The 24,339-nt window shown below is 64.8% G+C and carries 22 protein-coding genes; 13 read left to right on the top strand and 9 right to left on the bottom strand.

Features of this window, described 5'->3' with window-relative positions; genetic code table 11:
• Nucleotides 1–20: 20 nt before the first annotated feature.
• From CMASS_RS05595 to mptB, 5 genes are all read right to left on the bottom strand, one after another.
• Nucleotides 21–998, bottom strand: coding sequence for a quinone oxidoreductase family protein (locus CMASS_RS05595; RefSeq protein ID WP_022862028.1), 978 nt, complete (start codon nucleotides 996–998; stop codon nucleotides 21–23).
• Nucleotides 999–1,040: 42 nt separating this feature from the next.
• On the bottom strand, nucleotides 1,041–2,072 hold the full coding sequence (locus tag CMASS_RS05590; protein ID WP_022862027.1) for a COX15/CtaA family protein: 1,032 nt from the start codon (nucleotides 2,070–2,072) through the stop codon (nucleotides 1,041–1,043).
• A 64-nt stretch (nucleotides 2,073–2,136) separates the two neighbouring features.
• The gene (locus CMASS_RS05585; RefSeq protein ID WP_022862026.1) at nucleotides 2,137–2,928 is read right to left on the bottom strand and encodes an ABC transporter permease; all 792 of its coding nucleotides are present in this window, start codon (nucleotides 2,926–2,928) and stop codon (nucleotides 2,137–2,139) included.
• A gap of 2 nt (nucleotides 2,929–2,930) precedes the next feature.
• Nucleotides 2,931–3,848 (bottom strand): ABC transporter ATP-binding protein, encoded by a 918-nt coding sequence (locus CMASS_RS05580; protein WP_027018457.1) that lies wholly within the window; start codon nucleotides 3,846–3,848, stop codon nucleotides 2,931–2,933.
• A gap of 6 nt (nucleotides 3,849–3,854) precedes the next feature.
• The gene (gene mptB / locus CMASS_RS05575; RefSeq protein WP_022862024.1) at nucleotides 3,855–5,642 is read right to left on the bottom strand and encodes a polyprenol phosphomannose-dependent alpha 1,6 mannosyltransferase MptB; all 1,788 of its coding nucleotides are present in this window, start codon (nucleotides 5,640–5,642) and stop codon (nucleotides 3,855–3,857) included.
• 186 nt (nucleotides 5,643–5,828) lie between these two features.
• On the opposite strand from mptB, the gene CMASS_RS05570 reads away from it, so the two are divergent.
• The 10 genes from CMASS_RS05570 to CMASS_RS05525 all read left to right on the top strand — a co-directional run bounded on the left by CMASS_RS05570 (nucleotide 5,829) and on the right by CMASS_RS05525 (nucleotide 14,494).
• Entirely contained in the window at nucleotides 5,829–6,590 is a 762-nt protein-coding gene (locus tag CMASS_RS05570; RefSeq protein WP_033399375.1) for a helix-turn-helix transcriptional regulator, read from the top strand.
• On the top strand, nucleotides 6,587–8,032 hold the full coding sequence (sufB, locus tag CMASS_RS05565; protein ID WP_027018454.1) for a Fe-S cluster assembly protein SufB: 1,446 nt from the start codon (nucleotides 6,587–6,589) through the stop codon (nucleotides 8,030–8,032). The genes CMASS_RS05570 and sufB overlap by 4 nt, the downstream gene beginning before the upstream one ends.
• A gap of 6 nt (nucleotides 8,033–8,038) precedes the next feature.
• Nucleotides 8,039–9,205, top strand: a complete 1,167-nt coding sequence (sufD, locus tag CMASS_RS05560) for a Fe-S cluster assembly protein SufD (protein WP_022862021.1) — start codon at nucleotides 8,039–8,041, stop codon at nucleotides 9,203–9,205.
• Nucleotides 9,206–9,269: 64 nt separating this feature from the next.
• Nucleotides 9,270–10,025, top strand: coding sequence for a Fe-S cluster assembly ATPase SufC (sufC, locus tag CMASS_RS05555; RefSeq protein WP_022862020.1), 756 nt, complete (start codon nucleotides 9,270–9,272; stop codon nucleotides 10,023–10,025).
• 31 nt (nucleotides 10,026–10,056) lie between these two features.
• Nucleotides 10,057–11,301, top strand: coding sequence for a cysteine desulfurase (locus CMASS_RS05550; protein ID WP_022862019.1), 1,245 nt, complete (start codon nucleotides 10,057–10,059; stop codon nucleotides 11,299–11,301).
• Entirely contained in the window at nucleotides 11,302–11,754 is a 453-nt protein-coding gene (sufU, locus tag CMASS_RS05545; protein WP_022862018.1) for a Fe-S cluster assembly sulfur transfer protein SufU, read from the top strand. It abuts the gene before it with no gap.
• Complete coding sequence (locus tag CMASS_RS05540) at nucleotides 11,755–12,162, top strand: metal-sulfur cluster assembly factor (protein WP_022862017.1); 408 nt, start codon at nucleotides 11,755–11,757, stop codon at nucleotides 12,160–12,162. It abuts the gene before it with no gap.
• 81 nt (nucleotides 12,163–12,243) lie between these two features.
• A complete protein-coding gene (locus CMASS_RS05535; RefSeq protein WP_022862016.1) occupies nucleotides 12,244–12,372 on the top strand; it encodes a hypothetical protein in 129 nt (42 codons plus the stop codon).
• A gap of 97 nt (nucleotides 12,373–12,469) precedes the next feature.
• The gene (locus CMASS_RS05530) at nucleotides 12,470–14,101 is read left to right on the top strand and encodes an ABC-F family ATP-binding cassette domain-containing protein (RefSeq protein ID WP_022862015.1); all 1,632 of its coding nucleotides are present in this window, start codon (nucleotides 12,470–12,472) and stop codon (nucleotides 14,099–14,101) included.
• Between the two features lie 105 nt (nucleotides 14,102–14,206).
• The gene (locus CMASS_RS05525) at nucleotides 14,207–14,494 is read left to right on the top strand and encodes a hypothetical protein (RefSeq protein ID WP_156831744.1); all 288 of its coding nucleotides are present in this window, start codon (nucleotides 14,207–14,209) and stop codon (nucleotides 14,492–14,494) included.
• Nucleotides 14,495–14,530: 36 nt separating this feature from the next.
• Here the strand turns inward: CMASS_RS05525 and CMASS_RS05520 are convergent, their stop codons facing one another.
• Together CMASS_RS05520 and CMASS_RS05515 are read right to left on the bottom strand one after the other, a co-directional pair.
• Entirely contained in the window at nucleotides 14,531–15,895 is a 1,365-nt protein-coding gene (locus CMASS_RS05520) for a PFL family protein (RefSeq protein WP_022862013.1), read from the bottom strand.
• An 8-nt stretch (nucleotides 15,896–15,903) separates the two neighbouring features.
• Nucleotides 15,904–16,173 (bottom strand): ACT domain-containing protein, encoded by a 270-nt coding sequence (locus CMASS_RS05515; RefSeq protein ID WP_022862012.1) that lies wholly within the window; start codon nucleotides 16,171–16,173, stop codon nucleotides 15,904–15,906.
• A gap of 63 nt (nucleotides 16,174–16,236) precedes the next feature.
• Between CMASS_RS05515 and CMASS_RS05510 the strand changes: the two genes are divergently transcribed.
• The 3 genes from CMASS_RS05510 to CMASS_RS05495 all read left to right on the top strand — a co-directional run bounded on the left by CMASS_RS05510 (nucleotide 16,237) and on the right by CMASS_RS05495 (nucleotide 20,732).
• A complete protein-coding gene (locus tag CMASS_RS05510) occupies nucleotides 16,237–16,920 on the top strand; it encodes an SDR family oxidoreductase (protein ID WP_027018453.1) in 684 nt (227 codons plus the stop codon).
• Between the two features lie 2 nt (nucleotides 16,921–16,922).
• On the top strand, nucleotides 16,923–17,975 hold the full coding sequence (locus tag CMASS_RS05505) for a nucleoside hydrolase (RefSeq protein ID WP_022862010.1): 1,053 nt from the start codon (nucleotides 16,923–16,925) through the stop codon (nucleotides 17,973–17,975).
• A 93-nt stretch (nucleotides 17,976–18,068) separates the two neighbouring features.
• Entirely contained in the window at nucleotides 18,069–20,732 is a 2,664-nt protein-coding gene (locus CMASS_RS05495) for a CbiQ family ECF transporter T component (protein ID WP_084684298.1), read from the top strand.
• A 27-nt stretch (nucleotides 20,733–20,759) separates the two neighbouring features.
• Here CMASS_RS05495 and CMASS_RS05490 read toward each other — a convergent pair whose 3' ends face one another.
• Together CMASS_RS05490 and CMASS_RS05485 are read right to left on the bottom strand one after the other, a co-directional pair.
• On the bottom strand, nucleotides 20,760–21,332 hold the full coding sequence (locus CMASS_RS05490; RefSeq protein ID WP_022862009.1) for a TetR/AcrR family transcriptional regulator: 573 nt from the start codon (nucleotides 21,330–21,332) through the stop codon (nucleotides 20,760–20,762).
• A 150-nt stretch (nucleotides 21,333–21,482) separates the two neighbouring features.
• Entirely contained in the window at nucleotides 21,483–24,299 is a 2,817-nt protein-coding gene (locus CMASS_RS05485) for an aconitate hydratase (RefSeq protein WP_022862008.1), read from the bottom strand.
• Nucleotides 24,300–24,339: the final 40 nt, after the last annotated feature.

Genomic DNA, 24,339 nt, shown 5'->3' with positions numbered 1-24,339 from the left:
CAGCGCGGCGCGCCACCGGGTTAGTCGTCTTTGACGTGCAGGACGATAGCCCCGGTCGTCTTCCGGGCTTCGAGGTCGCGATGGGCCTGGACGGCATCGGCAAGCGGGTAGGCCCCCGAAACGCGGAAATCGAGCTCACCGTCGAGGACGCCGCGCACGACGGCTTGGGCACGCATGTGGAACTCGCCCTCATTCGCCGTCCAGGCGGCCAGCGACGGGCGGGTGAGGAACAAAGCGCCGTGCTTGTTCAGTTCCTGGGGGTCGATGGGATCGACAGGCCCGGACGCCGCCCCGAACAGGCAGACGGTGCCGCGGGGGCGGGTGACCTCTAAAGACTCCTGGAACGTGGTCTTTCCCACGCCGTCGTACACCACGTCCACGCCGCGCCCGCCGTTGTGGCGGCGCACCGACTCGGCCAGGCCCTCCGAATAACCAAAGACCTGATCGGCGCCGGCGGCGTAGGCGAGCTCTTCTTTTTCCGGGGTAGACACGACGGAATACACGGTCGCGCCCTTGGCCTTGGCCATCTGGGTCACCAGGCGGCCTACGCCGCCCGCGCCGGCGGTGACGAGGCAGCTGTCGCCCTCGGAGAGGTCGTAGACGCCATTGGTGAGGTAGTGGGCGGTCATGCCCTGTATCAGCATCGAGGCGGCGACGTCGGTGTCGATCTCTTCAGGGACGAAGACGAGTTTGTCGCGCTCGACCAGCACCTGCTCGGCATAGGAACCGAACGCGTGGGCCCACGCGACCATCGTGCCTTCCGCGATGTCTCCCTGGGGATCGTGGATGACGCGGCCGGCGCCCTCCAGACCAGGCACGAAGGGTGTCTGGGCGTAGTACAGGCCGGTGCGGTAATAGGTGTCGATGTAGTTGACGCCGGCCGAGTGCACCTCGACGACAACGCAGTCTTCCTCGCGGGAGGCAGGATCGGGCTCAGCTACATCCGCTAGGCGCAGGGCTTCGGGCTCGCCGGTCTTTTCAATCTGGATAGCACGCATGCCTCACCACGGTAGTCGCCGAGGTGGGCACAGCGTGGCGATTTATGAGGCGAAGTGCGCTGCGCGGCGCGTATCACCGGCCGGGGAACCGGTGACCAATTCGTTCGCGTCACCTTTGCGCACCCGCGTAACACCGTGCGCGTACAGCAGGGCGCTAAAGCAGGTGACCACACCGGACATGCCGACGTGCGCGGGCACCGTCCACCGCGGGATGCCCAGCCGGAACTGGATGACGCCGATGACCCACTGGAGGAGAATGATGGCGATGAGCACCACGCCGGCCTTCTTCGTGGCCGACGGAGCACCGTGGCGGTAGAGCATCCACACCACTACCAGGGTGAAGGCAAGGTAGACGTACATGCACATCGCGTGCGCAACCGCCATGTACTCGGTGTTGACCTGCAGGCGGCTTTCCATGTGGATGGCGGCATCGCCCGAGTGGACACCGGAACCGGTCACCATCGTGCCGGTGATCAAAACGACGATGAGCGCGATATTGGCAATGAGGGTGAGGTTCTGGATGCGACCCGGGAACTGCCGGGTCGGGGTGCCGTCATCGGGGGTCTTGATGCGCGAGTACAGCATCGCGGCGAGCCACACCAAGGCCATCGAGGGCAAAAAGTGCAAGGCCACGGCCCACCACCGCAGGTTGAGCAAAACGGAAATGCCGCCAATGATCGCCTGGACGACGACGAGGATGAACGAGGCCCACGCGTAGACCTTGAGCTCTTTACGGCGCCGCGCCTTGTACACCACAACGATGGCGGCAATGGCTGCGGCCGAGACGACGAAGGTCAACAGACGGTTACCGAACTCAATGATCTGGTGGACGATGGGCAAGCCCTCCACCGGGACGAGCGAGTCCGGGTGGCACTTAGGCCACGTCTCACATCCCAGGCCCGAACCGGTCACGCGCACGGTCGAGCCGGTGATGGTGATGCCGATTTGGCACACAAGCAACACCAGCGCCACGGCGCGTTGCTGCTGGATGGTGGCGTAGCCGAAGAAATCCTTGAAGCGCTGCCACAGCGTGCGGTTGCGCGGTGGCGTAGGGGTCGTCGTACTCACCGCCATCACGTTAGTAGATGGCCGGGCAAAACTAAGAACCCCAAAGCCGCTGCGCGCACGTGATATGTATCTACGAGTCGAAGCGGAACCATTTGACCGCGGCAGCCGACGCGCCGGCGGCCCACGCCAGCAGCGACAGCCATGGCAGCCACGGGACTTCGCTGGCGAACGCCTCGTCGAGGCCGCTGGCCAGCGCCACCGTGGGCACCGCATTGGCGATGCCGTTGTGGCCCAGGCCCTGCGAATACATTACCCATCCCACGACGCCCAAGAGGATGAACCAGATGAGGTTCGCCACGGCCAGGACGACCTCGGCGGGCAGCGTGCCGCCGAGCAAAAGCCCGAGCGCGGTGAAGGCAGCCACTCCGACGAACAGGGTCACCGCGCCCAGCAGGAAGCCGGCCGGCGACGTTTGGAACCCGAGGAAGAGTGCCGCAGCGGTCAGCAGCACGACCTGGACGGCAACCATGGCGGCAACACCGAGGATCTTGCCCGCGATGATGGTCCAGGTGGGCACGCCGGACGCGCCCGTGCGCTTGAGGGCACCGTAGCGGCGGTCGAACGCGAGGGAGATGGCCTCACCGGTGAACCCCGCGCTGGTGGTTGCGACGGCCAGCACCATGGGGAAGATCTGCTGGATGCCGGCGGCATCGGCAAGCATCGGCAGCTTGGCCGTGCCGAAGAGGATGGCCAGCGGGATGATGATGCTCAGCAGGAGCTGCTCGCCGTGGCGCAGCATGAGCTTGGCCTCCGTAGCGCCTTGCGCGGCGGCCATGGTCCAGCCGGAGGCTTGCCGCGGGCGCGGGGCAAAGGTCCCGGGCGGGAAAGCCTCAGCAGAGGAGGCAGCGGAGTTGTTTTCCATGTCTAGCTCCTTAACTTCCGGCCGGTCAGTTCCAGAAACACGTCTTCCAAGTTGCGGTGCACCGTATCGATGCGCTGGGCCAAGACCCCCTGGCGCTCCAGCTCGGCGGCCACGGCGGCCAAAAGGTGCGGGGTGGCAGTCGCCTGGACGCGGTAATACAGCGGGCGGCTGGCTTGGATGTCGGCCCCGGTGTGCTCCCGGAAGGCGGCGGTGTCCACGGCCACGTCGGTCTCGACCACGACCAGGGGATTAGCGCCCTGGGTAACGAGCTCGGTGGGCGTTCCTTCCGCGATGGTCGTGCCGTGGTCGATGATGTGCACCCGGTCGGCGAGGGACTCCGCCTCGTCCATCAAGTGGGTGGTCAACACGACGGTGACGCCGTCACGCTTGAGGGCGCGCACCAGCTCCCACACCACCAGGCGGGATTGCGCGTCCAGGCCGGCGGTGGGTTCGTCCAAAAACACCAGATCCGGCCGGCCGATGATCGCCATCGCCAGCGAGAGGCGCTGCTTTTGGCCGCCGGAGAGGCGCCGGTAAGTCGTAGAGCGCACCCCGTCGAGTCCGAGCACGTCGAGCAGCCAGTCGGGGTCATGCGGGTTGCGGTAGTAGCGCGCGGTGAGGCGCAACATCTCGGCGGCCTTCAGGCCGTTGTAGGAGCCGCCGCCCTGCAGCATGATGCCGATCCGGGACCGCACCTGGTCCGGCTGGGAGCTCGGGTCAAGTCCGAGAACGGAGATGGTGCCGGAGGTCGGGGCAATAAACCCCTCGCACATTTCAATCGTGGTGGTTTTGCCCGCGCCGTTGGGGCCGAGGAGGCACAGCAACTCGCCGTCGCGGACACTGAGATCGAGCCCGTTGACGGCGGTCCGGGAGCCGAAGGTCTTCGTTACCCCGCGCAGGGACAATGCGCTAGTAGTCACGGCCTGTCAGTGTAAAACACGCTCGCCAAATCGCGATAGCGCTGCCCGCCACAGCCAGAGGATTGCCAGGAAAGACAAAACGGCGCCGGCGTAGATGACCGCGACCGTCCCCGGCGGCAGGCCGAGCCCGCGGGGCAGCACCATGATGCTCATGACCGCGGAGTAACCGATGACCCACACGCGGAAAATGAAGCGGTTGGCCCACGGGGCGAGCGGGAAGATGGCCCACAGGACATACCAGGGTTGCACGACCGGGAAGAAGACGACGAGGACGAACGTGGCGATGCCAAGGCCACCCACCGGGTGAATAGTCCCGCGCAGGGTGGCGCGCAGCATGCGGATCAGGAAGACGAGGGCGATAAAGACGCCCGTTGTGCGGGTCACGCCCAGGATCGCGTCGGTGTGATCGCCGAGGCCCAGCAGCATGCCGAGAAAACCCCATGCCACGCCGACTGCCGTGGAGAGAGACAACCACGAGCGCACGGTGGCGGCCCCGCCCTGGGCGCCCAGCCAGCCCAGACCGACGCCGGTAACTGCGGTAACGAGCGCGATGGAGCCGAGAAGCACTGCCAGCTGGAACGCGGCGGCCGCCGCGACTGCTCGCACCGCACCCCAACCGCGGTGGCTCATGAGCGTGCGGGCGAGGGCCATCCCGGCAAACCCGAGCGCGATAAAGCCGGTGACCTTGACCATCCCGGCGCAGGAGATGAGGGCGCCGCCGCAGGTGAACATCGGCACGCAGGTGCGCAACCAAGAAGTACCGGCGGCAAGGCGATCGAGCGCGGCGAGGGAGAGCTCCATGCCGGTCAGAATGCAGCCGAGCATGATTGCTTCGTTGTGGATTCCGCCAATGAGGTGCAGGACGGAAATCGGGTTGAGGATGCCGAGCCAGAGTGCGGCGGCGGGCACGACGTGGCAGCGGCGAGCCAGGCGGACGATGGCCCAGCCGGACAAGGCGACACCGCAAACTGCAAGCAATCGGTGGGCGATAACGCCGAAGAGTATGGAGTCGTGCGTGGCGGAACTAATCGCCGCGGCTATCCCCGTGGCGACCGGGCCGTAGGGAGACGGTGAGTTGGCCCAGATGAAGGGGACCGACCGGGCGAGCTCGTTGTCGGCGCCCAGCAGCTGAACGGGACCGGCGGCGTACGGATCCATGCCGTGGGCGGCAATGGAGCCTTGGGCCAGGTAAGAGTAGATGTCCTGGGTGAAAAGGGGAGCGGTCAAGATCAGAGGAATGACCCACCCGGCGTAAGTGGCCCATAACTGGCGTACGGAGACCACCCCGGAAGCCCGCGCGGGGTCGGGCGCGGTGCTGTCGTCTCGGCGGGTGGTAAACCGGCGCCACCCGCCCCATAAGGGGACGCCGACGAGCGGTGCCATGAGCAGCCAGGCGGTAACGAGGAGGCCGACGCCCGCCATCGTCAGTGCGGACGATGTCTGGAGCATTCGCGACATGACCGAGCCGAGCGGCAGCGAATCGAACGGGTTGCCTACCACCGGCAGGGCGCCAGCGCCCAACCCGCCGACAGAGATCAAGAATGCGCCCACGGTGCCCAGCCACCGCAGGGCGAAAAAGACACGACTCTCGGTCGGCGTGGGCTGGGACGCTGGCGGGGGCGCGGTAGGTGCCTCGCCCGCTGGGGTCGTCGGGGGCGCCGGGGCATCGTCACGCGCGGCGGTATCAGCTTGGGTGGGTTCAACGTGTAGACCCGCTGACCGGGATCCGGGAAGGCCGAGCCGGGGGATCTCCCGGCGGAACGGGGCCCAGAGGCGGTGCAGCGGCGTGATCATCGAATAGTACTGTAGCCGCCCAGGCTTGGTGGGGGTCGTTTTGCGGGGATGTGTGTTCGGCGCATGGCGCACTTTCCGGACAGCGCCCGGCCAGGAGTCACCCATAATTCGGGGCCGCGGCGTGGTGGAAATGGCATTCGGGAATGATTTAGGGAACACTAGTGTTGTCTAAAAAGACGCACGAACATGTCGGCGACCAATGGCAAGGAGGTGTGGCCCTCGATGCAGGAGACGCGATCGACTGAGGGGGAAACGCGCCGCCAGGTCATGCTGTATGTACTCAAAAACGGCCCGGTGACTGCCGCGGACATTGCTCACGAGCTTGGGCTGTCGGCTGCCGGGGTGCGTCGTCACTTAGACATCCTGGTCGATACGGGGTACGCAGAAACCGTTAAGCCGCGCGCCGGAGCAGCTGGCTCTGGACGAGCACACCGTGGGCGTCCTGCGAAGCATTTCCGGCTCACGGAAACCGGCCGGACGCAGTTCGGTCATTCCTACGATGAGCTAGCATCCGACGCGCTTCACGCAATCCGGCAGGCAGGGGGTAGCGCCGCCGTGGAGCGGTTCGCTACGGCCCACTGGAACCGTCTGCTCGCCGGCGTCGATCTTGACGCCGAAGTGCAGGCGGGGGATGAAGAATCCCTGTCGGATGCGGTGCGTAAACTGGCCGATGTGTTGGATGCGCACGGTTTCGCGGCCACGGTTACCAACGCGGGACGGGGAGTGCAGATTTGTCAGCACCACTGCCCGGTGGCCCGTGTGGCTGCAGAGCACCCGGAGTTGTGTGCAGCTGAGCAGGAGGTCGTTTCCGCAAAGCTGGGCACGCACGTGCAGCCACTGGCCACGATCGCGGACGGACACGGCATCTGCACTACGAATATCCCGTTGAACACCGCCTCAACCCCCACGACGCAAGAAGATGATTCCCATGAAAGGAGCGGGTCATGACTCAGGCAAATCCTGCCCCAGGAACTGAGAAGAAGATGACCGATGACGAAATCATCGATTCCATCGGTGCCTACGAATACGGCTGGCACGATTCCGACGCTGCTGGTGAGGCTGCACGTCGCGGACTCGATGAGTCCGTGGTGCGCCACATCTCTGAAAGCAAGAACGAGCCGGAATGGATGCTGAAGCGGCGCCTCAAGGCCTTGGATATTTACGATAAGAAGCCGCTTCCGCAGTGGGGTCCGGATGTCACCAATCTGGATTACGACAACATCAAGTACTACGTGAAGTCCACGGAGCAGCAGGCGCAGACCTGGGACGACCTGCCCGAGGACATTAAGAACACCTACGACAAGCTGGGCATTCCGGAAGCGGAAAAGCAGCGTCTTGTCGCCGGTGTTGCCGCACAGTACGAGTCTGAGGTGGTCTACCACCAGATCCGCGAGGATCTGGAGCGCCAGGGCGTCATCTTCGTCGACACCGACACCGGCCTGCGCGAATACCCGGAGCTGTTCCAGGAGTACTTCGAGTCCGTTGTCCCGGCGGGCGACAACAAGTTCTCCGCGCTGAACTCCGCAGTGTGGTCCGGCGGTTCCTTCATTTACGTGCCCAAGGGCGTGCACGTGGACATCCCGCTGCAGGCCTACTTCCGCATTAACACCGAGAACATGGGCCAGTTCGAGCGCACCCTCATCGTTGTGGACGAGGACGCGTACGTGCACTACGTCGAGGGCTGCACCGCGCCTATTTACACCTCGGATTCCCTCCACGCCGCCGTCGTGGAGATCGTGGTGAAGAAGGGCGGCCGCTGCCGCTACACCACCGTCCAGAACTGGTCGGGCAACGTGTACAACCTGGTCACCCAGCGTGCCCGCTGCGAAGAAGGCGCTGTGATGGAGTGGGTCGACGGCAACATCGGCTCCAAGGTGAACATGAAGTACCCGGCGGTCTGGATGACCGGCCCGCATGCCCACGGCGAGGTCCTGTCCGTCGCCTTCGCTGGCGAAAACCAGATCCAGGACACTGGCGCGAAGATGAAGCACCTGGCGCCGTACACCTCGTCCAACATCGTGTCTAAGTCGGTGTCCCGCTCCGGCGGCCGTTCCGCGTACCGCGGCCTGGTGGAGGTGCACAAGAACGCGCACCACTCCACCTCGAACGTCGAGTGTGACGCCCTGCTGGTGGACAACATCTCCCGGTCGGACACATACCCGTACAACGACATCCGCAACGAGTACGTCACCCTGGGTCACGAGGCGACGGTCTCGCAGGTGTCGGAGGAGCAGCTGTTCTACCTCATGTCGCGCGGAATCGACGAGGAAGAAGCTATGTCCATGATCGTGCGCGGCTTCATCGAACCCATCGCCAAGGAGCTGCCGATGGAATACGCACTCGAGTTGAACCGCCTCATTGAACTGCAGATGGAAGGATCGGTGGGCTAAACCGTAATGGTCAACGCAAACGAATTCTCGACTCAGCGGGGCGCTACCCACGAGACCAAGGGTGACCTTTTCCAGTCGACCGACGTCGCGGACTTCGACGTCCCGCGCGGCAAGGATGAGATCTGGCGCTTCACCCCGCTGCGCCGCCTCCGCGGCCTGCACAAGGGCGAGTTCTCCACCCCGGTCGCGCAGAAGATCGATGTCACTACCCCGGCCGGTGTCCACTCCGAGACCGTCGCGCCGGACGATGAGCGCTTGGGTCGCGCCGGCAAGCCGACCGACCGCGTGGCGGCACAGGCCTGGACCTCTATGCCGGAGGCACAGGTTGTCACCGTCGACCCGGAAGCGAACCCGGAGGAGCCGGTCACTGTCACCATCACCGGCGCGGGTGACGATGTCACCTCCTTCGGCATGACCTCCTTTGACATCGGCCACCACGCCGACGTGACCATCGTGTTGAAGTACGTAGGCTCCGGCACTCACGCCGACAACATTGAATTTCTCGTCGGCGATGAGGCCAACGTCACCGTCGTCATCGACGCGGACTGGGAGTCCGACGGCCTGCAGATGTCCCACCAGGTCATCTCCGTCGGCCGCGACGCCGTGATCCGCCACAACACCGCCATCTTCGGCGGCGACGTGGTCCGTATCGTCCCGCGCGTCAACTTCACCGCCCCGGGCGGCGATGCCGAGCTGCTCGGCGTCTACTTCGCCGACTCGGGCCAGTACTTCGAAAACCGCATGCTGGTCGATCACTCCGAGCCCAACTGCCGCTCCCGCGTCCTCTACAAGGGTGCTCTGCAGGGCGAGGAGATGAACGAAGCTCGTACGTGCTGGGTCGGTGACGTGCTCATCCGCCCGGATGCCCGCAACACCGACACCTACGAGACCAACAATAACCTCATCCTGACCAAGGGCGCGCGTGCCGATGCGATCCCGAACCTGGAGATCGCCACCGGCGAGATCGCCGGCGCGGGCCACGCCGCTACGGTGGGTCGATTCGATGAACTCGAGCTGTTCTACCTGATGTCCCGCGGCATCCCGGAGGCGGAAGCCCGCCGCCTCATCATCCAGGGCTTCTTCTTCGACGTGCTGCAGCGCATTCCGGTCGAGTCCCTGCGCGAGGACTTGGAAAAGCGGGTCGTCGACGAACTCGAGCGCATCACCGCTTAGACGGACTCACAGTCAGCCAAGCCCTATACACACACCACGTACGAAGCGAAAGAGAGTTAAAACTATGGCAACGCTGGAAATTAAAAACCTGCACGCCCAGGTGCTGCCGAGCGACGAGAACGAAGAGCCCAAGGAGATCCTGAAGGGCGTCGACCTGACCGTGAACTCCGGTGAGATCCACGCCATTATGGGCCCGAACGGCTCCGGCAAGTCCACCCTGTCCTACGTCATCGCGGGCCACCCGCGCTACGAGGTGACCGAAGGCGAGATCCTGCTGGACGGGGAGAACGTCCTCGAGATGGGCGTGGACGAGCGCGCCCGCGCCGGTCTTTTCCTCGCCATGCAGTACCCGACCGAGGTGCCGGGCGTGAAGATGAGCCAGTTCCTGCGCTCCGCGGTCACCGCTACCCGCGGCGAGGCACCGAAGCTGCGCGAGTGGAACAAGGAGCTCACCCAGGCGCGCGAGGACCTCAAGATCGATAAGTCCTTCGCCTCCCGTTCCGTGAACGAAGGTTTCTCCGGCGGCGAGAAGAAGCGCCACGAGGTCATGCAGCTCGACGTGCTCAAGCCGAAGTTCGCCATCATGGACGAGACCGACTCCGGCCTGGACGTCGACGCGCTGCGCATCGTCTCCGACGGCATTAACCGCTACCAGGACGAAACCAATGGCGGCATCGTCATGATTACGCACTACAAGCGCATCCTGAACTACGTGCGCCCGGAGTTCGTCCACGTCTTCGCCGGCGGCAAGATCGTGGAAACCGGCGGCCCGGAGCTGGCGGACCAGCTGGAGTCCGAGGGCTACGACAAGTTCCTGTAAGCGCAACTTAGGAAATCAGGACATACAGGGTATGACTCACTTCGACGTTGATGCGGTAAGGGAGCAGTTCCCGATCCTGCAGCGCACCGTGCGCGGCGGGAACCCGCTGGTGTATCTCGATTCCGGTGCCACTTCGCAGCGCCCGCTGCCGGTGTGGAAGGCGGAAGAAGAATTCGTGCTGGGCAACTTCGCGCCCGTGCACCGCGGGGCCTACCAGATCGCGGAGGAAGCCACGGACGCCTATGAGGACGCCCGCGCAGCCATCGCGAAGTTCGTGGGTGCCGACTACGAGGAAATCACGTTCACGAAGAACGCCACGGAGGCGCTCAACCTCGTGGCGTTCACCATGGGCGACGACCGGGCAGGGGACCTGCAGGTCGGCCCAGGCGACACGATCGTCATTACGGAGATCGAGCACCACGCGAACCTGGTGCCGTGGCAGGAACTGGCGCGGCGCACCGGCGCGACGTTGAAGTGGTACGCCGCGACTGACGATGGCCGCATCGACCTCGACTCGCTCGAGCTCGATGAATCGGTCAAGGTCGTCGCATTTACCCACCAGTCCAACGTCACCGGCGCGGTGGCGGACGTCGAAGAAATCGTTCGCCGCGCCAAGGCGGTGGGTGCCTACACCGTCTTGGACGCGTGCCAGTCGGTGCCGCACATGCCGGTTGACTTCCACGCGCTCGACGTAGACTTCGCGGCTTTCTCCGGGCACAAGATGTGCGGTCCGTCCGGCGTGGGCGTGCTCTACGGCAAGGGGGAGCACTTAAAGCAGCTCCCGCCATTTTTGACCGGCGGTTCCATGATCGAGATCGTGAAGATGGAAAAGACCACCTTCGCCGAGCCGCCGCAGCGCTTCGAAGCCGGCACGCAGATGACCAGCCAGGTCGTTGGTCTCGGCGCCGCGGTGAAGTTCCTCGAAGAGATCGGCATGGACAACATCCACGCCCATGAGCGCGAACTGACCGCGTACGCGCTGGAGAAGCTGCAGACCATCGACGGGCTGACCATCCTGGGGCCGACGTCGCCGGACAACCGCAGCGCGGCTATCGCGTTCGCGGTCGATGGCGTGCACCCGCACGACTTAGGCCAGGTTCTCGATGACCGCGGCGTGTGCATCCGCGTCGGACACCACTGCGCGTGGCCGGTGCACCGTTCGCTGGGGGCGCAGTCGAGCGCCCGGGCGAGCTTCTACCTCTACAACACGTTCGAAGAGATCGATAAGCTGGTCGAGGCAATCGAGCACGCTCGCGAGTTCTTTGGGGTGAACTAAATGAATCTTGATTCGATGTACCAGGACGTCATCCTGGATCACTACAAGCACCCCGTGCATGCGGGGCTGCGGGAGCCGTACCAGGCCGAGGTGCACCACGTGAACCCGTCGTGCGGTGACGAGTTGACCTTACGCGTGTGCCTGTCCGACGACGGCGAGACCGTGAAGGACGTCTCCTACGATGCGGAAGGGTGCTCCATTTCGCAGGCCTCGACGTCGGTCATGGCCGAGGAGATCATGGGGCTGAGCCTCACCGAGGCTCGCGAGAAGCTGGCCGAATTTGAGAAGATGGCCACCTCCCGCGGCGAATACGAGGGCGACGAGGACGTCATCGGCGACGGCGTGGCTTTTGCTGGCGTGTCCCGGTACCCGGCCCGTGTGAAGTGCGCGCTTCTCGGGTGGAAGGCATTCGAGGCCGCGTCGGTCGATGCGCTAACCGAATTGGAGAAGTAGATGACTGAGCCGTATCAGAACGAAAACTCAAGCTTCGACGGCAACTCCGAGGAGCAGAAGCGCCCGGAGCAGACCGAAGAGCAGATCAAGAAGGCCTACGACATCTCCGAGTATCTTCGCGATGTCATTGACCCGGAGCTCGGCATCAACATTGTGGATCTCGGTCTGGTCTACGATATCTGGCTCGAAGAGGAGCAGGGCAAGGAAATCGCCCACATCAACATGACGCTGACGTCCCCGGCCTGCCCGCTGACCGACATGATCGCAGAGCAGTCCGAAGAGGCCGTCGTGGGCAACGGCGTCGTGGACGGCATCCGCATCAACTGGGTCTGGATGCCGCCGTGGGGCCCGCACATGATCACCGAGGAAGGCCGCGAACAGCTGCAGGCCCTCGGCTTTGCCGTGTAGGTGAATAAAACTGTGTTAGGGTGCGTCCCACGGGGATCCCACCGTTTGGGCCCCGAAAATTCAGGCAAAGGAGTTGAGACGATGAGCATAGGCCTTCCAGAAATAGGCGTGTTAGCTGCGGTCGCCGGGATGTTACTGCTGAAGGTCGCGGTCGTGGCGGCAGTGATTGCGGCCGTGTGGTTCATCGTCAAGAAAGCCCGCCAAAGCTAGCTCTCCAACTCGGACAGGTTTAAAGACCCGCAGTGGCGCGACCCCGCCGTTGCGGGTCTTTTCTTTTCTGTGCGCGGTCAATTGTTAGTATCTTTCCGTGATTGTTACCAATGACCTCGAGGTTCGCGTCGGCGCCCGCACTCTGCTGGAGGCGCCGGGACACCACTTGCGCGTGCAGCACGGCGACCGCATCGGGCTGATCGGACGCAATGGCGCCGGTAAGACGACCACGATGCGCATCCTGTCGGGGGAGACCGAACCCCACGGCGGTTCGGTGACCGTTTCGGGGCCCATTGGTTACCTGCCGCAGGATTCCCGCGAGGGAAACTTGGAGCAAACCGCGCGTAACCGCGTGTTGTCAGCCCGCGGGCTGGATGAGATCCGCCGCTCGATGGACAAGCAGCAGCACCGGATGGAAACCGAGACGGATCCGGATAAGCAGGCCAAGGCCATCGAAAAGTTCTCCCGCATGGAGGAGCGCTACCACGCGCTTGGCGGCTACGAGGCGGATTCCGAGTGCGCCCAGATCTGCGATAACTTGGGCCTGCCGCAGCGCGTGCTGGATCAGAAACTCAACACGCTGTCCGGTGGTCAGCGCCGCCGTGTGGAGCTGGCGCAGATCCTGTTCGCAGCCACCGCCGGCTCGGGCAAGTCGGACACGACGTTGCTTCTCGATGAGCCCACCAACCACCTCGATGCCGACTCGATTACGTGGCTGCGCCACTTCCTGTCCAAGCACGAAGGCGGCCTGCTCATGATCTCCCACGACGTGGAGCTGCTGGAGGCCGTCTGCAACAAGGTCTGGTTCTTGGATGCCACGCGCGCCGAGGCCGACGTGTACAACATGGGGTACAAGAAGTATCTCGACGCGCGTGCCGCCGACGAGGCGCGCCGCCGCCGCGAGCGCGCCAACGCCGAGAAGAAGGCGTCCGCGCTGCAGAAGCAGGCCGCCAAATTCGGCGCCAAGGCCTCGAAAGCCGCAGCCGCGAAACAAATGTTGGCCCGCGCGGACAAGATGCTGGAAAACCTGGACGAGGTTCGCGTCTCCGACAAGGTGGCCAGCATCAAGTTCCCGGAGCCCGCGCACTGCGGCAAGACCCCGCTGAACGCCAAGGGGCTGACCAAGATGTACGGCTCACTTGAGGTCTTCGCGGGCGTGGATTTGGCAATCGACAAGGGCTCGCGTGTCGTGGTGCTGGGCTACAACGGCGCCGGCAAAACTACGTTGCTTAAGCTGCTCGCCGGCGAGGAACGCTCCGATGGCGAGGGTGGCATCGTCACCGGCCACGGTTTGCGCATCGGTTACTTCGCGCAGGAGCACGACACCATCGACCCGGACAAGTCTGTGTGGCAGAACACCATCGATGCCTGCCCGGAGGCCGACCAGCAGGACTTGCGTGGCCTTTTGGGCGCCTTCATGTTCTCCGGCGACAAGCTGCAGCAGCCCGCCGGCACGCTCTCCGGCGGTGAGAAGACCCGTCTGTCGCTGGCAACATTGGTGTCGTCGCGGGCGAACGTGCTGCTTCTCGATGAGCCGACCAACAACCTCGACCCCGTCTCGCGCGAGCAGGTTCTCGATGCCCTGCGCACGTATACCGGGGCAGTGGTACTGGTGACCCACGATCCGGGCGCGGTGAAGGCACTCGAACCGGAGCGCGTCATCATCATGCCCGACGGCGACGAAGACTTGTGGAGCGACGAGTACATGGAGATCGTCGAACTGGCCTAGCGGGTAGCAGCGGTGGCACGCAGCTACCCGTAGCGGAGCCTAGGCGGCAGTAATCCCTGCAAAGTTCGTGGCGCGGCATGCCCGCGCCGCCCTACAATGGCCCGCATGGCTCTATTTGATTCTTTGACTACGCTGTTTGGCGGAAAGAACGACAACGACAACGACGACAACAAGGGCAACGGCGGCAAGTTCGCAGCCCTCGACGCTCTTCTGAAGGCCGTCGCCGGTCACTTCCTCTACCACATCCCGAAGGAGAAGATCCGCGGCCCGCAGTGGCTGTGGGGAATCGTCATCGCCGGCGCTGGCCCGCTCGGCCCGATTGCCTTCCTGGCCGGTGGCCTGAAGTGGGATGAGAAGCCGTGGAAGGACGTGCTTCCCAGCGGCAAAAAGTAGTTGCCTAACGGCTAGGCCCGAGACTTTGCCTCGGGCCTAGTTGCGGAACCCGTGCACCGGGGCGGGGATGAACCCGCCGCGGTGGATGAATTCGCGGTTACCCACCGTGTTGACGGGAATGATGGGCGCGTAGCCCAACAGCCCGCCGAAGTTGACCTCGTCGCCGACGTCCTTGCCCGGAACCGGGATGACGCGCATGGCGGTCGTCTTATGGTTCATCATCCCGATGGCAGCCTCGTCGGCGATCATGCCGGCAATCGTCTCCGCCGGGGTGGACCCGGGCAAGGCGATCATGTCGAAGCCGACAGAGCAGATGGCGGTCATCGCCTCTAGCTTGTCCATCGAAATGGCGCCGCTGCGCACCGCGTCGATCATGCCGCGGTCCTCGGAGACGGGGATGAAAGACCCAGACAGCCCGCCCACGCGGGAGCAGGCCATCATGCCGCCCTTTTTCACCGAGTCATTGAGAAGCGCCAGCGCGGCGGTGGTGCCGTGCGTGCCCACCTGTTCGAGCCCCATGTGCTCCAGGATATGGGCGACGGAATCGCCGAGCTCCGCCGTGGGAGCGAGCGAGAGATCGACGATGCCGAACGGCACACCGAGGCGCTCGGCCGCCATGGTGCCCACCAGCTGCCCGGCGCGGGTGATCTTAAAGGCCGCCTTCTTGACCTCCTCGGCCACCTCGTTGAGCGTGGCACCTTCGAGCGAGCCGATAGCGCGGTCGACCACACCGGGCCCGGAGACACCGACGGAGACGACGCAGTCGGGTTCCTCGACGCCGTGGAACGCGCCAGCCATAAATGGGTTGTCGCCCACGGAATTGGCAAACACGACGAGCTTGGCGCAGGCGATCGCCGACTCTTCGGCGGTCAGTTCCGCCGCCTTTTTCACCGCCTCACCCATCTTGCGCGTGGCATCCATGTTGATGCCGGCGCGCGAGGAGGCGACGTTCACCGATGAGCACACCAAGTTCGTGGCAGAAAGTGCTTCCGGAATGGAGTGGATGAGGCGTTCATCGGCAGCCGTCATGCCCTTTTCCACCAAGGCGGAGTAACCGCCGACGAAGTCGACGCCGGTCTCGCGGGCGGCGCGGTCGAGCGCGTGCGCGACCTCCGCCGGGTTGCCCTCGGCCTGGGCCGTGATGAGCGAAACCGGAGTGACCGAGACTCGCTTGTTCACGATCGGGATGCCCAGTTCGGCCTCAATGTGGGAGACGGTATCCACCAGGTTTTCGGCCTGCGTGGTCACCTTGTCGTAGATCGCGTCGGCGGTCTCTTTCATCGTGGAGCGCGCGCAGCTCAAAAGGGAAATGCCCATCGTCACGGTGCGAATATCCAGGCGGTAGCGCTGGATCATGTCGATGACATCGAGAATGCGGTGCGCGTTGAGCGGGGTAGTCATAATCCGGCCTACACCTCGTTCATGGCAGTGAAGAGATCCTCGGACTGCACGTTGATGACCTGCTGGGTCGATTCGGCAACCTGGTTCATCTTCGCGCGGATGCCGGCGATGGTGATGTCGTCTTCGGAGTACTTCACGCGGAGGATCATGGTGAAGTAACCGGACGTCAGCGTTTGGGAGACATCGAGGATGTTGACATTTTCTTCAGCAAGGGCGGTGGCCACGGCGGCGATGATGCCGGTGTGGTCCACACCGGAGACGGTCAAAATTGCATGCATGCGATTCATGGTAGCGCCCCGCGGGGCTGATGTAGGCCGGTTCGGAAGCGTACGGTGGCGCTCATGACTGATACGACGAATACTCAGAAGGTTCTCTACATAGGCGGCCACGGCAAGGTCGGCCTGCTGGCCGCCCCGAAGCTCGTGGACGCGGGCCACGAGGTTACCTCCCTTATCCGCAAGGAAGAGCAGGTGGCGGACATCGAAAAGCTGGGTGCGAAGGCCCTGCTTCGCGATGTCACCGAGCTCTCCGTCGACGAATGGGCCGACATCCTCGCAGACTTCGACGTCGTCGTGTGGGGCGCGGGCAACGGTGGCCGGGGCGGTCGCGAGCTCACCTGGGCCGTCGACCGTGATGCCGCCCTGAAGTCCATCGACGCGGTGGAAAAGCTCGCCTCTGAGGGCAAGGACGCGCCGCGCTACCTCATGATTTCGTACGCCGGCGCGACCAAGAACGAGATGCCGGAGGAAAAGGATCCGGACTTCTACCCGTACGTTGAGGCGAAGAAGGAAGTGGACAACCGTCTCAACGCGACGGAGCTCGACTACCTCATCCTGGGCCCGGCCGTGCTGACCGAGGAGCCGGCCGGCGGCGTGGAGCTCGTCGCCGACGAGGTGGCCAAGGAAGGCCAGCACACCTCGCGCGAGCTGGTGGCGGACGTTGTCACCGAAATGGCGGGCCGTGAGACCTGGCCGGCATCCCCGCTGAGCTTCATCGACGGTGACGGCAAGGTCGCCGACATCTAACAATGGGACACACCCCGCATGCTGAGCCGCCAGTGGTGGTCATCGACTGCGATCCAGGCATCGATGACACCCTGGCGCTCATTTATTTGGTAGGCCTGCACCGCGCCGGCGAGATTGAGCTGGCGGCCGTCACGACATCGTCCGGCAACACCCACGCGCATGTCTCGGCCGCCAACGCCCGGTGGATCTTGGAGCTGTGCGGCGAGCACGTGCTTGCCGATGCCGCCGTCACCGCCGGCCAGCCCGCCCCAGCGCGGTGCGAGTTGGTCACCACCCCGGAGACTCACGGCGCCCACGGATTGGGGTATGCGCAGGCTCCTCAGCGGTGTGCCCGCGCCGCCGACCGAGAGCTCAGTGCTCCGGAAAAGTGGCAGCGCTGCTGGCTGGATGCCCTCGCGCGTGGCGGGAGCGCGAGCGGCGATAGCGCAGGCAGGGACGTCCACCTCATCGTCACCGGGCCGCTGACCAACGCCGCGGCCTTCGCCGCGCAGCACCCAGACGAGATGGATCGTTTCTCCTCCGTCACCGTCATGGGCGGGGCGGTCAATTACCGCGGCAACACGACGCCGACGGCCGAGTGGAACTTCTGGGTTGACCCCTACGCGGCGCGGGACTTCTTCGCGCGCCCGACTAGGGAGCTGACTACCCTGTGCTCGCTCGAGGTCACCGAGCAGATGCTGCTGACGCCGAGGCGTCTGGACGCGCTGGTGGCTGCGCTGGGAAAGACCCCGATGGGCGAGGTCCTGCCCGACATCGTGCGGTTTTACTTCGAGTTTCACGAGGCCCAAGGGGAGGGCTACCAGGCCCAGGTGCACGATCTGCTGACCTGCCTGATTGCCCTGGGGCGCGCCGATTGTGAAGCCGTCGATACCACCATCGCGGTCGAGGCGGACAGCGAGTTGCTGCGTGGGACCAGCGTGGCGGACCTGCGCGGACACTGGGCGCGCCCGGCCAATTCGCGGCTGGTGACCGCGGCTGATATCGACGGCGCATTCGCCGAATTCTTCCGCGGCGCAGGGTTGGTTAGCCATCCCGCATCCGGTTGGTTACGCTAGCGGGAAAGAATTTTCAGCCCAGCTACTTTGCTGAGCGTCCGCGCTGAGGTGACATAGGCGCGGGGAGACGCAACAACCTCTTCGGAATTTCCCATGTCACTTCTGTTTTCCCGCGGCCGGTTAATTACCCTCTTCGGCGTATTCTGCATCGCCGCGACGTGGGTCTTCGTGGTTATTGCCCGCCCGTCGTTTGGGGAGGGCGATGGCAGCACCGCCGCCGCGCTCGCCGATTCACGGGCCGGCCTTATCACCCTCGCCGGCTATCTAGCGGGCACCCTAGCGCTGGTCGCGGGGGTTTTGCCGCGGCTGCCCGCCCGCGTGATCGCGCTTATCCCGCTGGCGGTCGTGGCCAATGCTGCGGTGGGCCAAGTGGTCGGGTCGATAGGCATCCCGCTCTACCTGGATTCGGTAGGCACGGTTCTCATCGCTGCCCTCACCGGCCCTGCGGCGGGCCTGACCACCGGCGCGGTCTCGTCCGTGGCGTGGGGCCTGGTCAACCCGACGGCGCTGCCTTTCGCCGCGGTGTCGGCGGCAACCGGCGCGATGGCCGGTCTGGCGGTGGAGCGCGGTGCCTTCAAGTCCCCGTGGCGCATGGTGAGCGCGGGCGCGGTCATCGGGATCGTCTCTGGGATGCTGGCCGCGCCTGTTGCCGCGTTCGTCTACGGCGGCACGTCCGGGGTAGGGACCGGCGCGCTCGTGTCCGTGTTCCAAGAGGTGACCGGATCGCTTATCAGCTCGGTGACGTTGCAGTCCGCTGTATCGGATCCAGCGGACAAGATTGCGGTGCTGTTCATCGTGTGGGCAACACTCAAGGCGCTGCCCACACGGGCGTTGTCGCGCGATGCTAGCGCGGCGTCTTACCGGCCGGGTGCCAATCCGGCGACCGACCGGTTGCAGCGGTTTACGGAGCCGGTGCCCGCAGAAGACGGGGGAGCGCCTGCCCTGACGGTTTCTCGCCGCGGCTCACTGCGCCCGCTTGCGGTGCTGGCGCTGGCCGCCATCGCGTGGGGTGTGGTCTTTACCGCCAACTCGACGTGGGTATCGCTTTTAGTAGTGGCGGTGGCGTTGGTGGTGTGTGTCGCGGCGTCGCGCCGGCTGCATCTGGCAGCGGCGTCGGTAGCCGTTTCACTGCCGGTGGCCTTGTCCGTCGCTATCATCCACGCACCACACGGTGATCATCCCATCGGCTGGGGCGTGACCTCCGATGGCCTAATGACGGCCGCCGGGCTCTCCGCCCGCTGCTGGGCGCTAGCGTCGTGCGTGCTCGCGGCATCAGCATGCATTCGCCCGGCCGAGTTGGCTAAGTCGATTGAGCGCGTGGCAGGCACCAGCCCGGCAGGCACCAGCCCGACAGCCCGCCGGCTGGCCTATCTCGCCGGTGTTGCCATCCAGGTCATCCCGCAGACCGGCCGGCAGGTCGCGGTCGTCCGCGACGCCAACCAACTCCGCGGCGTGAGAGCGAACGTGCGGACCATCGTCCCACACTTCGCCGTCCCGGTGATGAGCCGACTGCTCGGAAGCGGCGCGCAGCGCGGCCGGGCGTTGGCTGCCATCGGTTTCGATGACTCTGCCGCGGTATCCTCGTCTCACGCATCCGCTTCCCGCCCGGGTGCTCCAATACAGCACATCGTCCTCGGGCCGGACACGGTGAAGGAAGACTACGCGGATCACCTAGCACGGGAGTACGGGACCGTCGCGGTCGTGGGGCCGCAGCCTGATGCGCACGTGAGCCTTCTGCGCGACACCGTGGAAGAAGAGCTCGCTTTGCCCCTGGAATACCGCGGCGTGGATGCTGCGATCATCGACCACTGCGTGCGCGAGACCACGCACCTCCTCGGGCTAAGCGAACACCTCGGCGCAGATCCGACGACGCTATCAGGAGGGCAAACCCGCCGGCTCGCCATCGGTGCGGTGGGAATTAGCAGGCCAGATGTTCTGGTGGTCTGCGATCCCACCGTGGGCCTGGACCCGCAGGCCCGCAAGCAGGTGGCCGAGTACCTGCAGGCGCTTGCCGATGCCCACACCGCAGTCATCACGGTCGGCTACGAATCCGACCCTCTGCTCGGCGGCCGCGTCATCGAGCACGATTCCATGGGCCGGAGGGACGCTGCGGACCGCTCGGCCGCGTTGCCAGCGCCGGTGGCCCCCGTCGGCGCAACGACGGAGCTCGGCCCGGTGATTGCCACGCGGGGCCGAAAAGATGGCCGCACTGCGGCATTTCGCGTCGGGCCCGTGTCCATCCCCGTGCGCACGGGCGGCGTGACGTGGTTGCGCGGGCCAAACGGGGCGGGCAAGACCACGGTACTGCGCTGCCTTGCCGGGCTGGATGCGGGCGATACTGAAGGGGCACCCTACCTGCGCGACGAATGGGACGTGGCCATGGCGCTGCAGTCAGCAGACGACCAACTCATCGAGCCGCGGTGCGCGGATGTCGCGTTCGCTGGAATGCTCCGGCGTTTAGATATTGACGCATGTGCGCACCCTCTCGATTTATCCGAAAGCGCGCAAAAGCTCCTCAACGTCGCCGCGGAGTTGGACGGTGCGTCCCGCGGCCAGCGGGGCAGCGGCTTCCGGCTCGTCCTACTCGACGAGCCGGACGCGGGGCTGGCACCGCGGCATCGGCAGGCACTGCATGCCGAAATCGCGCGGGCTCTCCAAAACGGCGCGGCGATGATTCTTACCTGTCACGACGACCGTTTCGCCGCAGCGGTGCGCGAATACGCGACGGTGACGGAAGTAAAACTCGCCGACAGGTAAAAATCAGCTCCAGCGGCGGCCGGGGCTCTACAGCAGCGAGCGCGAGTGACGGATGCTGTGCTCGACCACGTCGAGCACCTCGTGCAGCCCGTCGGTATCGCCCAGGGCTAGGCGGGTGATGAACCCGTCCATGAAGGTCTCCAGGTAAGCGACGAGGGTGTCGATGTCGACATCGTCACGCAGGCGACCCTTCTCCGCGTTGGAGCGCAGGCGGGAATACACGGCATCGTTAAGAACGCTTTGGTGGTCACGCCAGCGGGCGCGAAACGATGGGTCCGTGCGCAGCAGGCTGATGATCTCCAGCCGGGTGGCCAGCCAGTCGTGGCGTTCCGGGTGGTTGAGCATGTCGCGCATGACCTCTACCAAACCCTCTTGGCAGACCACTTCCGCCTGCCGGGCGGCGTCCTCCTGGGCGAGCGCCAGAAACAGCGACTCCTTATCCCGGAAGTGGTGGAAGATGGCGCCGCGGGACTTTCCGGTCGCCTGTTCCAAAAGCCGCACCGACGCGCCCTCGTAGCCATGTTCCGCGAAGCATCTGCGGGCGCCGACCAGAATGTCGTGGCGGCGGCGCTGGAGTTCTTCATCACTGACGATGGGCATGGTGTAAACAGAGTCCTTCTATGAGCGTGTCGGTGCGGAAAAAGGGCCGCGACCTCACCACAGCGCAGGCTGGGCAGTCGCGGCCCTTCAATGAAAAGTGCCTCAAGGCTAGGCAGCCAGTACCGATGGGCACTGGCCGGCCGTTAGCTCTTAGGCGTTAACCATCCCGCGCAGAACGAACTGCAGGATGCCGCCGTTGCGGTAGTACTCCGCCTCACCCGGCGTGTCGATGCGGACGTTGACGTCGAACTCGACCGTGGAGCCGTCCTCCTTGGTCGCGGTGACGTGCACCTCCTTCGGGTGGCCGTCGTTGAAGCCGTCGAGACCGGTGATGTCGAAGGTCTCGGTGCCGTCCAGGCCGAGGGACTCGTGGGAGTCGCCGTCCTTGAACTGCAGCGGAGCCACGCCCATGCCGATGAGGTTGGAGCGGTGGATGCGCTCGTAGGACTCAGCGATGACCGCCTTGACACCCAGCAGGTGGGTGCCCTTGGCGGCCCAGTCACGGGAGGAACCGGTGCCGTACTCGGCGCCAGCCAGAACGACCAGCGGGGTGTTTTCCTTGGCGTAGTTCTGGGCTGCGTCGTAGATGAACTCCTGCGGCGCACCCTCCTGGGTGAAGTCGCGGGTGTAACCACCGGCGACATCGACAAGCTCGTTGCGCAGGCGGATGTTGCCGAAGGTACCGCGAACCATGATCTCGTGGTTACCGCGACGGGAACCGTAGGAGTTGTAGTTCGGGCGGGAAACGCCGTTCTCGTCCAGGTAGTTCGCCGCCGGGGTGCCCGGCTTGATGGCGGAAGCGGGGGAGATGTGGTCGGTGGTGACCGAGTCGCCCAGCTTGACCAGGACGCGAGCGCCCTTGACGTCTTCGATCTTCTCCGGCTCGAGCCCCATGTCCTCGAAGAACGGAGCCTTGCGGACGTAGGTGGAGTCCTCGTCCCACTGGAAGGTCTCGCCCTCCGGGACGTTCAGGTTCTGCCACTGCTCGTCGCCCTTGAAGACGTCGGCGTAGTCAGCCTCGTACATCTCGCGGGAGATGGCGGACTGGATGGTCTCCTCGATCTCCTCCGGGGTCGGCCAGATGTCCTTCAGGAAGACATCGTTGCCGTCCTGGTCCTGGCCCAGCGGCTGGGTGTCGAAGTCGAAGTCCATCGTGCCGGCGATGGCGTAGGCGATGACCATGATCGGCGACGCCAGGTAGTTCATCTTGATGTCCGGGTTGATGCGACCCTCGAAGTTGCGGTTACCGGACAGCACGGCGGTTGCGGCCAGATCCGCCTCGTTGATGGCGTCGGACACCTCGTCCGGCAGCGGACCGGAGTTACCGATGCAGGTGGTGCAGCCGAAGCCTGCGAGGTAGAAGCCCATGGCTTCCAGGTCCTTCCACAGGTCGGCGCGCTTGTAGTAGCCGTCCACAACCTGGGAGCCCGGCGCCATCGTGGTCTTGACCCACGGCTTGGACTTCAGGCCCTTAGCCGCAGCCTTGCGGGCGATGAGGCCGGCGCCGACCATGACGGACGGGTTGGAGGTGTTGGTGCAGGAGGTAATTGCAGCCACACCGACCATGCCGTGGTCCAGGGTGAACTCGCCGCCGGAGCGGGACTCGACGGTGATCGGGGAGGACTGGCGGCCGACCGGGTCGATGGCGGCGGTCTCGCCGTGGCCCTCACGGGCAGCGTTGAGGCCACCGGTGATGTCATCGTGCTCGCCAGAGACCTCGCCGGACTCGGCGGTCATGCGGCGTGCCTCCGGGGTGTTTTCCTCGGTGACGACGTCGCCCTCGGCGTAGTTGTGGAGATCCTTGCGGAACTGAGCCTTCGCGTCCTCGACGAGGATGCGGTCCTGCGGGCGCTTCGGGCCGGCGATGGACGGCTTGACGGTGGACAGGTCCAGCTCGAGGTACTCGGAGTACTTGGCTTCCTCGGCGTCCTGCTCGAGCCACATGCCCTGCGCCTTGGCGTAGGCCTCGACGCGCTCGATCTGCTCCTTGGGGCGGCCGGTGAGCTCCAGGTACTTCACGGTCTCTTCGTCGATCGGGAAGATGGCCGAGGTGGAGCCGAACTCCGGCGACATGTTGCCGATGGTGGCGCGGTTAGCCAGCGGGACGGACTTCACGCCGTTGCCGTAGAACTCGACGAACTTCTGCACCACGCCGTGCTCGCGCAGCATGTCGGTGATGGTGAGAACCACGTCGGTGGCGGTCACACCGGTCGGGATCTCGCCGGTCAGCTTGAAGCCGACGACCTTCGGGATGAGCATGGAGACCGGCTGGCCCAGCATGGCAGCCTCGGCCTCGATGCCGCCGACGCCCCAGCCCAGGATGCCCAGGCCGTTTTCCATGGTGGTGTGGGAGTCGGTACCGATACAGGTATCCGGGTACGCCAGGCCCTCGTTGTCGAAGATGACGCGGGCCAGGTACTCAATGTTGACCTGGTGAACAATGCCGGTTCCCGGAGGAACGACGCGGAAGTTGGAGAAGTTCTCCGCACCCCAGCGCAGGAACTGGTAGCGCTCCTCGTTGCGCTCGTACTCGATCTCGACGTTCTTATCCAGAGCCTCGGGGGAGCCGAAGGCCTCCGCGATCACGGAGTGGTCGATGACCATCTCAGCCGGGTTGAGCGGGTTGACCTGATCCGGGGTGCCGCCCAGGTTGGTCACGGCCTCGCGCATGGTTGCCAGGTCGACAACACACGGAACGCCGGTGAAGTCCTGCATGAGAACGCGGGCCGGGGTGAACTGAATCTCGGTGTCCGGCTCAGCTTCCGGGTCCCAGTTAGCAAGCGCCTTAATGTGATCGGCGGTGACGTTCTTGCCGTCCTCGTGACGCAGCAGGTTTTCTGCAAGAACCTTCAACGAGTAGGGAAGCTTGCTCAGCCCCTCAACCTCGTTGATGTCGAAGTACTCGTAGGTCTTGTCGCCTACTTCCAAGGTCTTCTTAGCGCCGAAAGAATTCAAGCTTTCAGTCACAGGGAGCTCCATTCCTTGTCTGAGTATTGTTCACAGCTCA

It is taken from the genome of Corynebacterium massiliense DSM 45435 (assembly GCF_028609805.1).
Classification (GTDB): domain Bacteria; phylum Actinomycetota; class Actinomycetes; order Mycobacteriales; family Mycobacteriaceae; genus Corynebacterium; species Corynebacterium massiliense.
The sequence above is the reverse complement of the archived record's forward strand: the minus strand, read 5'-3'. Positions and strand labels throughout refer to the sequence as shown.

What these genes read in the sequence shown, in the direction of transcription:
- mptB (WP_022862024.1), bottom strand. Translation starts at nt 5,642, where the DNA reads ATGATCACGCCGCTGCACCGCCTCTGGGCCCCGTTCCGCCGGGAGATC.
- CMASS_RS05595 (WP_022862028.1), bottom strand. Translation starts at nt 998, where the DNA reads ATGCGTGCTATCCAGATTGAAAAGACCGGCGAGCCCGAAGCCCTGCGC.
- sufC (WP_022862020.1), top strand. Translation starts at nt 9,270, where the DNA reads ATGGCAACGCTGGAAATTAAAAACCTGCACGCCCAGGTGCTGCCGAGC.
- CMASS_RS05515 (WP_022862012.1), bottom strand. Translation starts at nt 16,173, where the DNA reads ATGCATGCAATTTTGACCGTCTCCGGTGTGGACCACACCGGCATCATC.
- CMASS_RS05570 (WP_033399375.1), top strand. Translation starts at nt 5,829, where the DNA reads ATGTCGGCGACCAATGGCAAGGAGGTGTGGCCCTCGATGCAGGAGACG.
- CMASS_RS05495 (WP_084684298.1), top strand. Translation starts at nt 18,069, where the DNA reads ATGTCACTTCTGTTTTCCCGCGGCCGGTTAATTACCCTCTTCGGCGTA.
- CMASS_RS05490 (WP_022862009.1), bottom strand. Translation starts at nt 21,332, where the DNA reads ATGCCCATCGTCAGTGATGAAGAACTCCAGCGCCGCCGCCACGACATT.
- sufU (WP_022862018.1), top strand. Translation starts at nt 11,302, where the DNA reads ATGAATCTTGATTCGATGTACCAGGACGTCATCCTGGATCACTACAAG.
- CMASS_RS05505 (WP_022862010.1), top strand. Translation starts at nt 16,923, where the DNA reads ATGGGACACACCCCGCATGCTGAGCCGCCAGTGGTGGTCATCGACTGC.
- CMASS_RS05540 (WP_022862017.1), top strand. Translation starts at nt 11,755, where the DNA reads ATGACTGAGCCGTATCAGAACGAAAACTCAAGCTTCGACGGCAACTCC.
- CMASS_RS05585 (WP_022862026.1), bottom strand. Translation starts at nt 2,928, where the DNA reads ATGGAAAACAACTCCGCTGCCTCCTCTGCTGAGGCTTTCCCGCCCGGG.
- CMASS_RS05535 (WP_022862016.1), top strand. Translation starts at nt 12,244, where the DNA reads ATGAGCATAGGCCTTCCAGAAATAGGCGTGTTAGCTGCGGTCGCCGGG.
- CMASS_RS05520 (WP_022862013.1), bottom strand. Translation starts at nt 15,895, where the DNA reads ATGACTACCCCGCTCAACGCGCACCGCATTCTCGATGTCATCGACATG.
- sufD (WP_022862021.1), top strand. Translation starts at nt 8,039, where the DNA reads ATGGTCAACGCAAACGAATTCTCGACTCAGCGGGGCGCTACCCACGAG.
- CMASS_RS05590 (WP_022862027.1), bottom strand. Translation starts at nt 2,072, where the DNA reads ATGGCGGTGAGTACGACGACCCCTACGCCACCGCGCAACCGCACGCTG.
- CMASS_RS05510 (WP_027018453.1), top strand. Translation starts at nt 16,237, where the DNA reads ATGACTGATACGACGAATACTCAGAAGGTTCTCTACATAGGCGGCCAC.
- CMASS_RS05525 (WP_156831744.1), top strand. Translation starts at nt 14,207, where the DNA reads ATGGCTCTATTTGATTCTTTGACTACGCTGTTTGGCGGAAAGAACGAC.
- CMASS_RS05550 (WP_022862019.1), top strand. Translation starts at nt 10,057, where the DNA reads ATGACTCACTTCGACGTTGATGCGGTAAGGGAGCAGTTCCCGATCCTG.
- sufB (WP_027018454.1), top strand. Translation starts at nt 6,587, where the DNA reads ATGACTCAGGCAAATCCTGCCCCAGGAACTGAGAAGAAGATGACCGAT.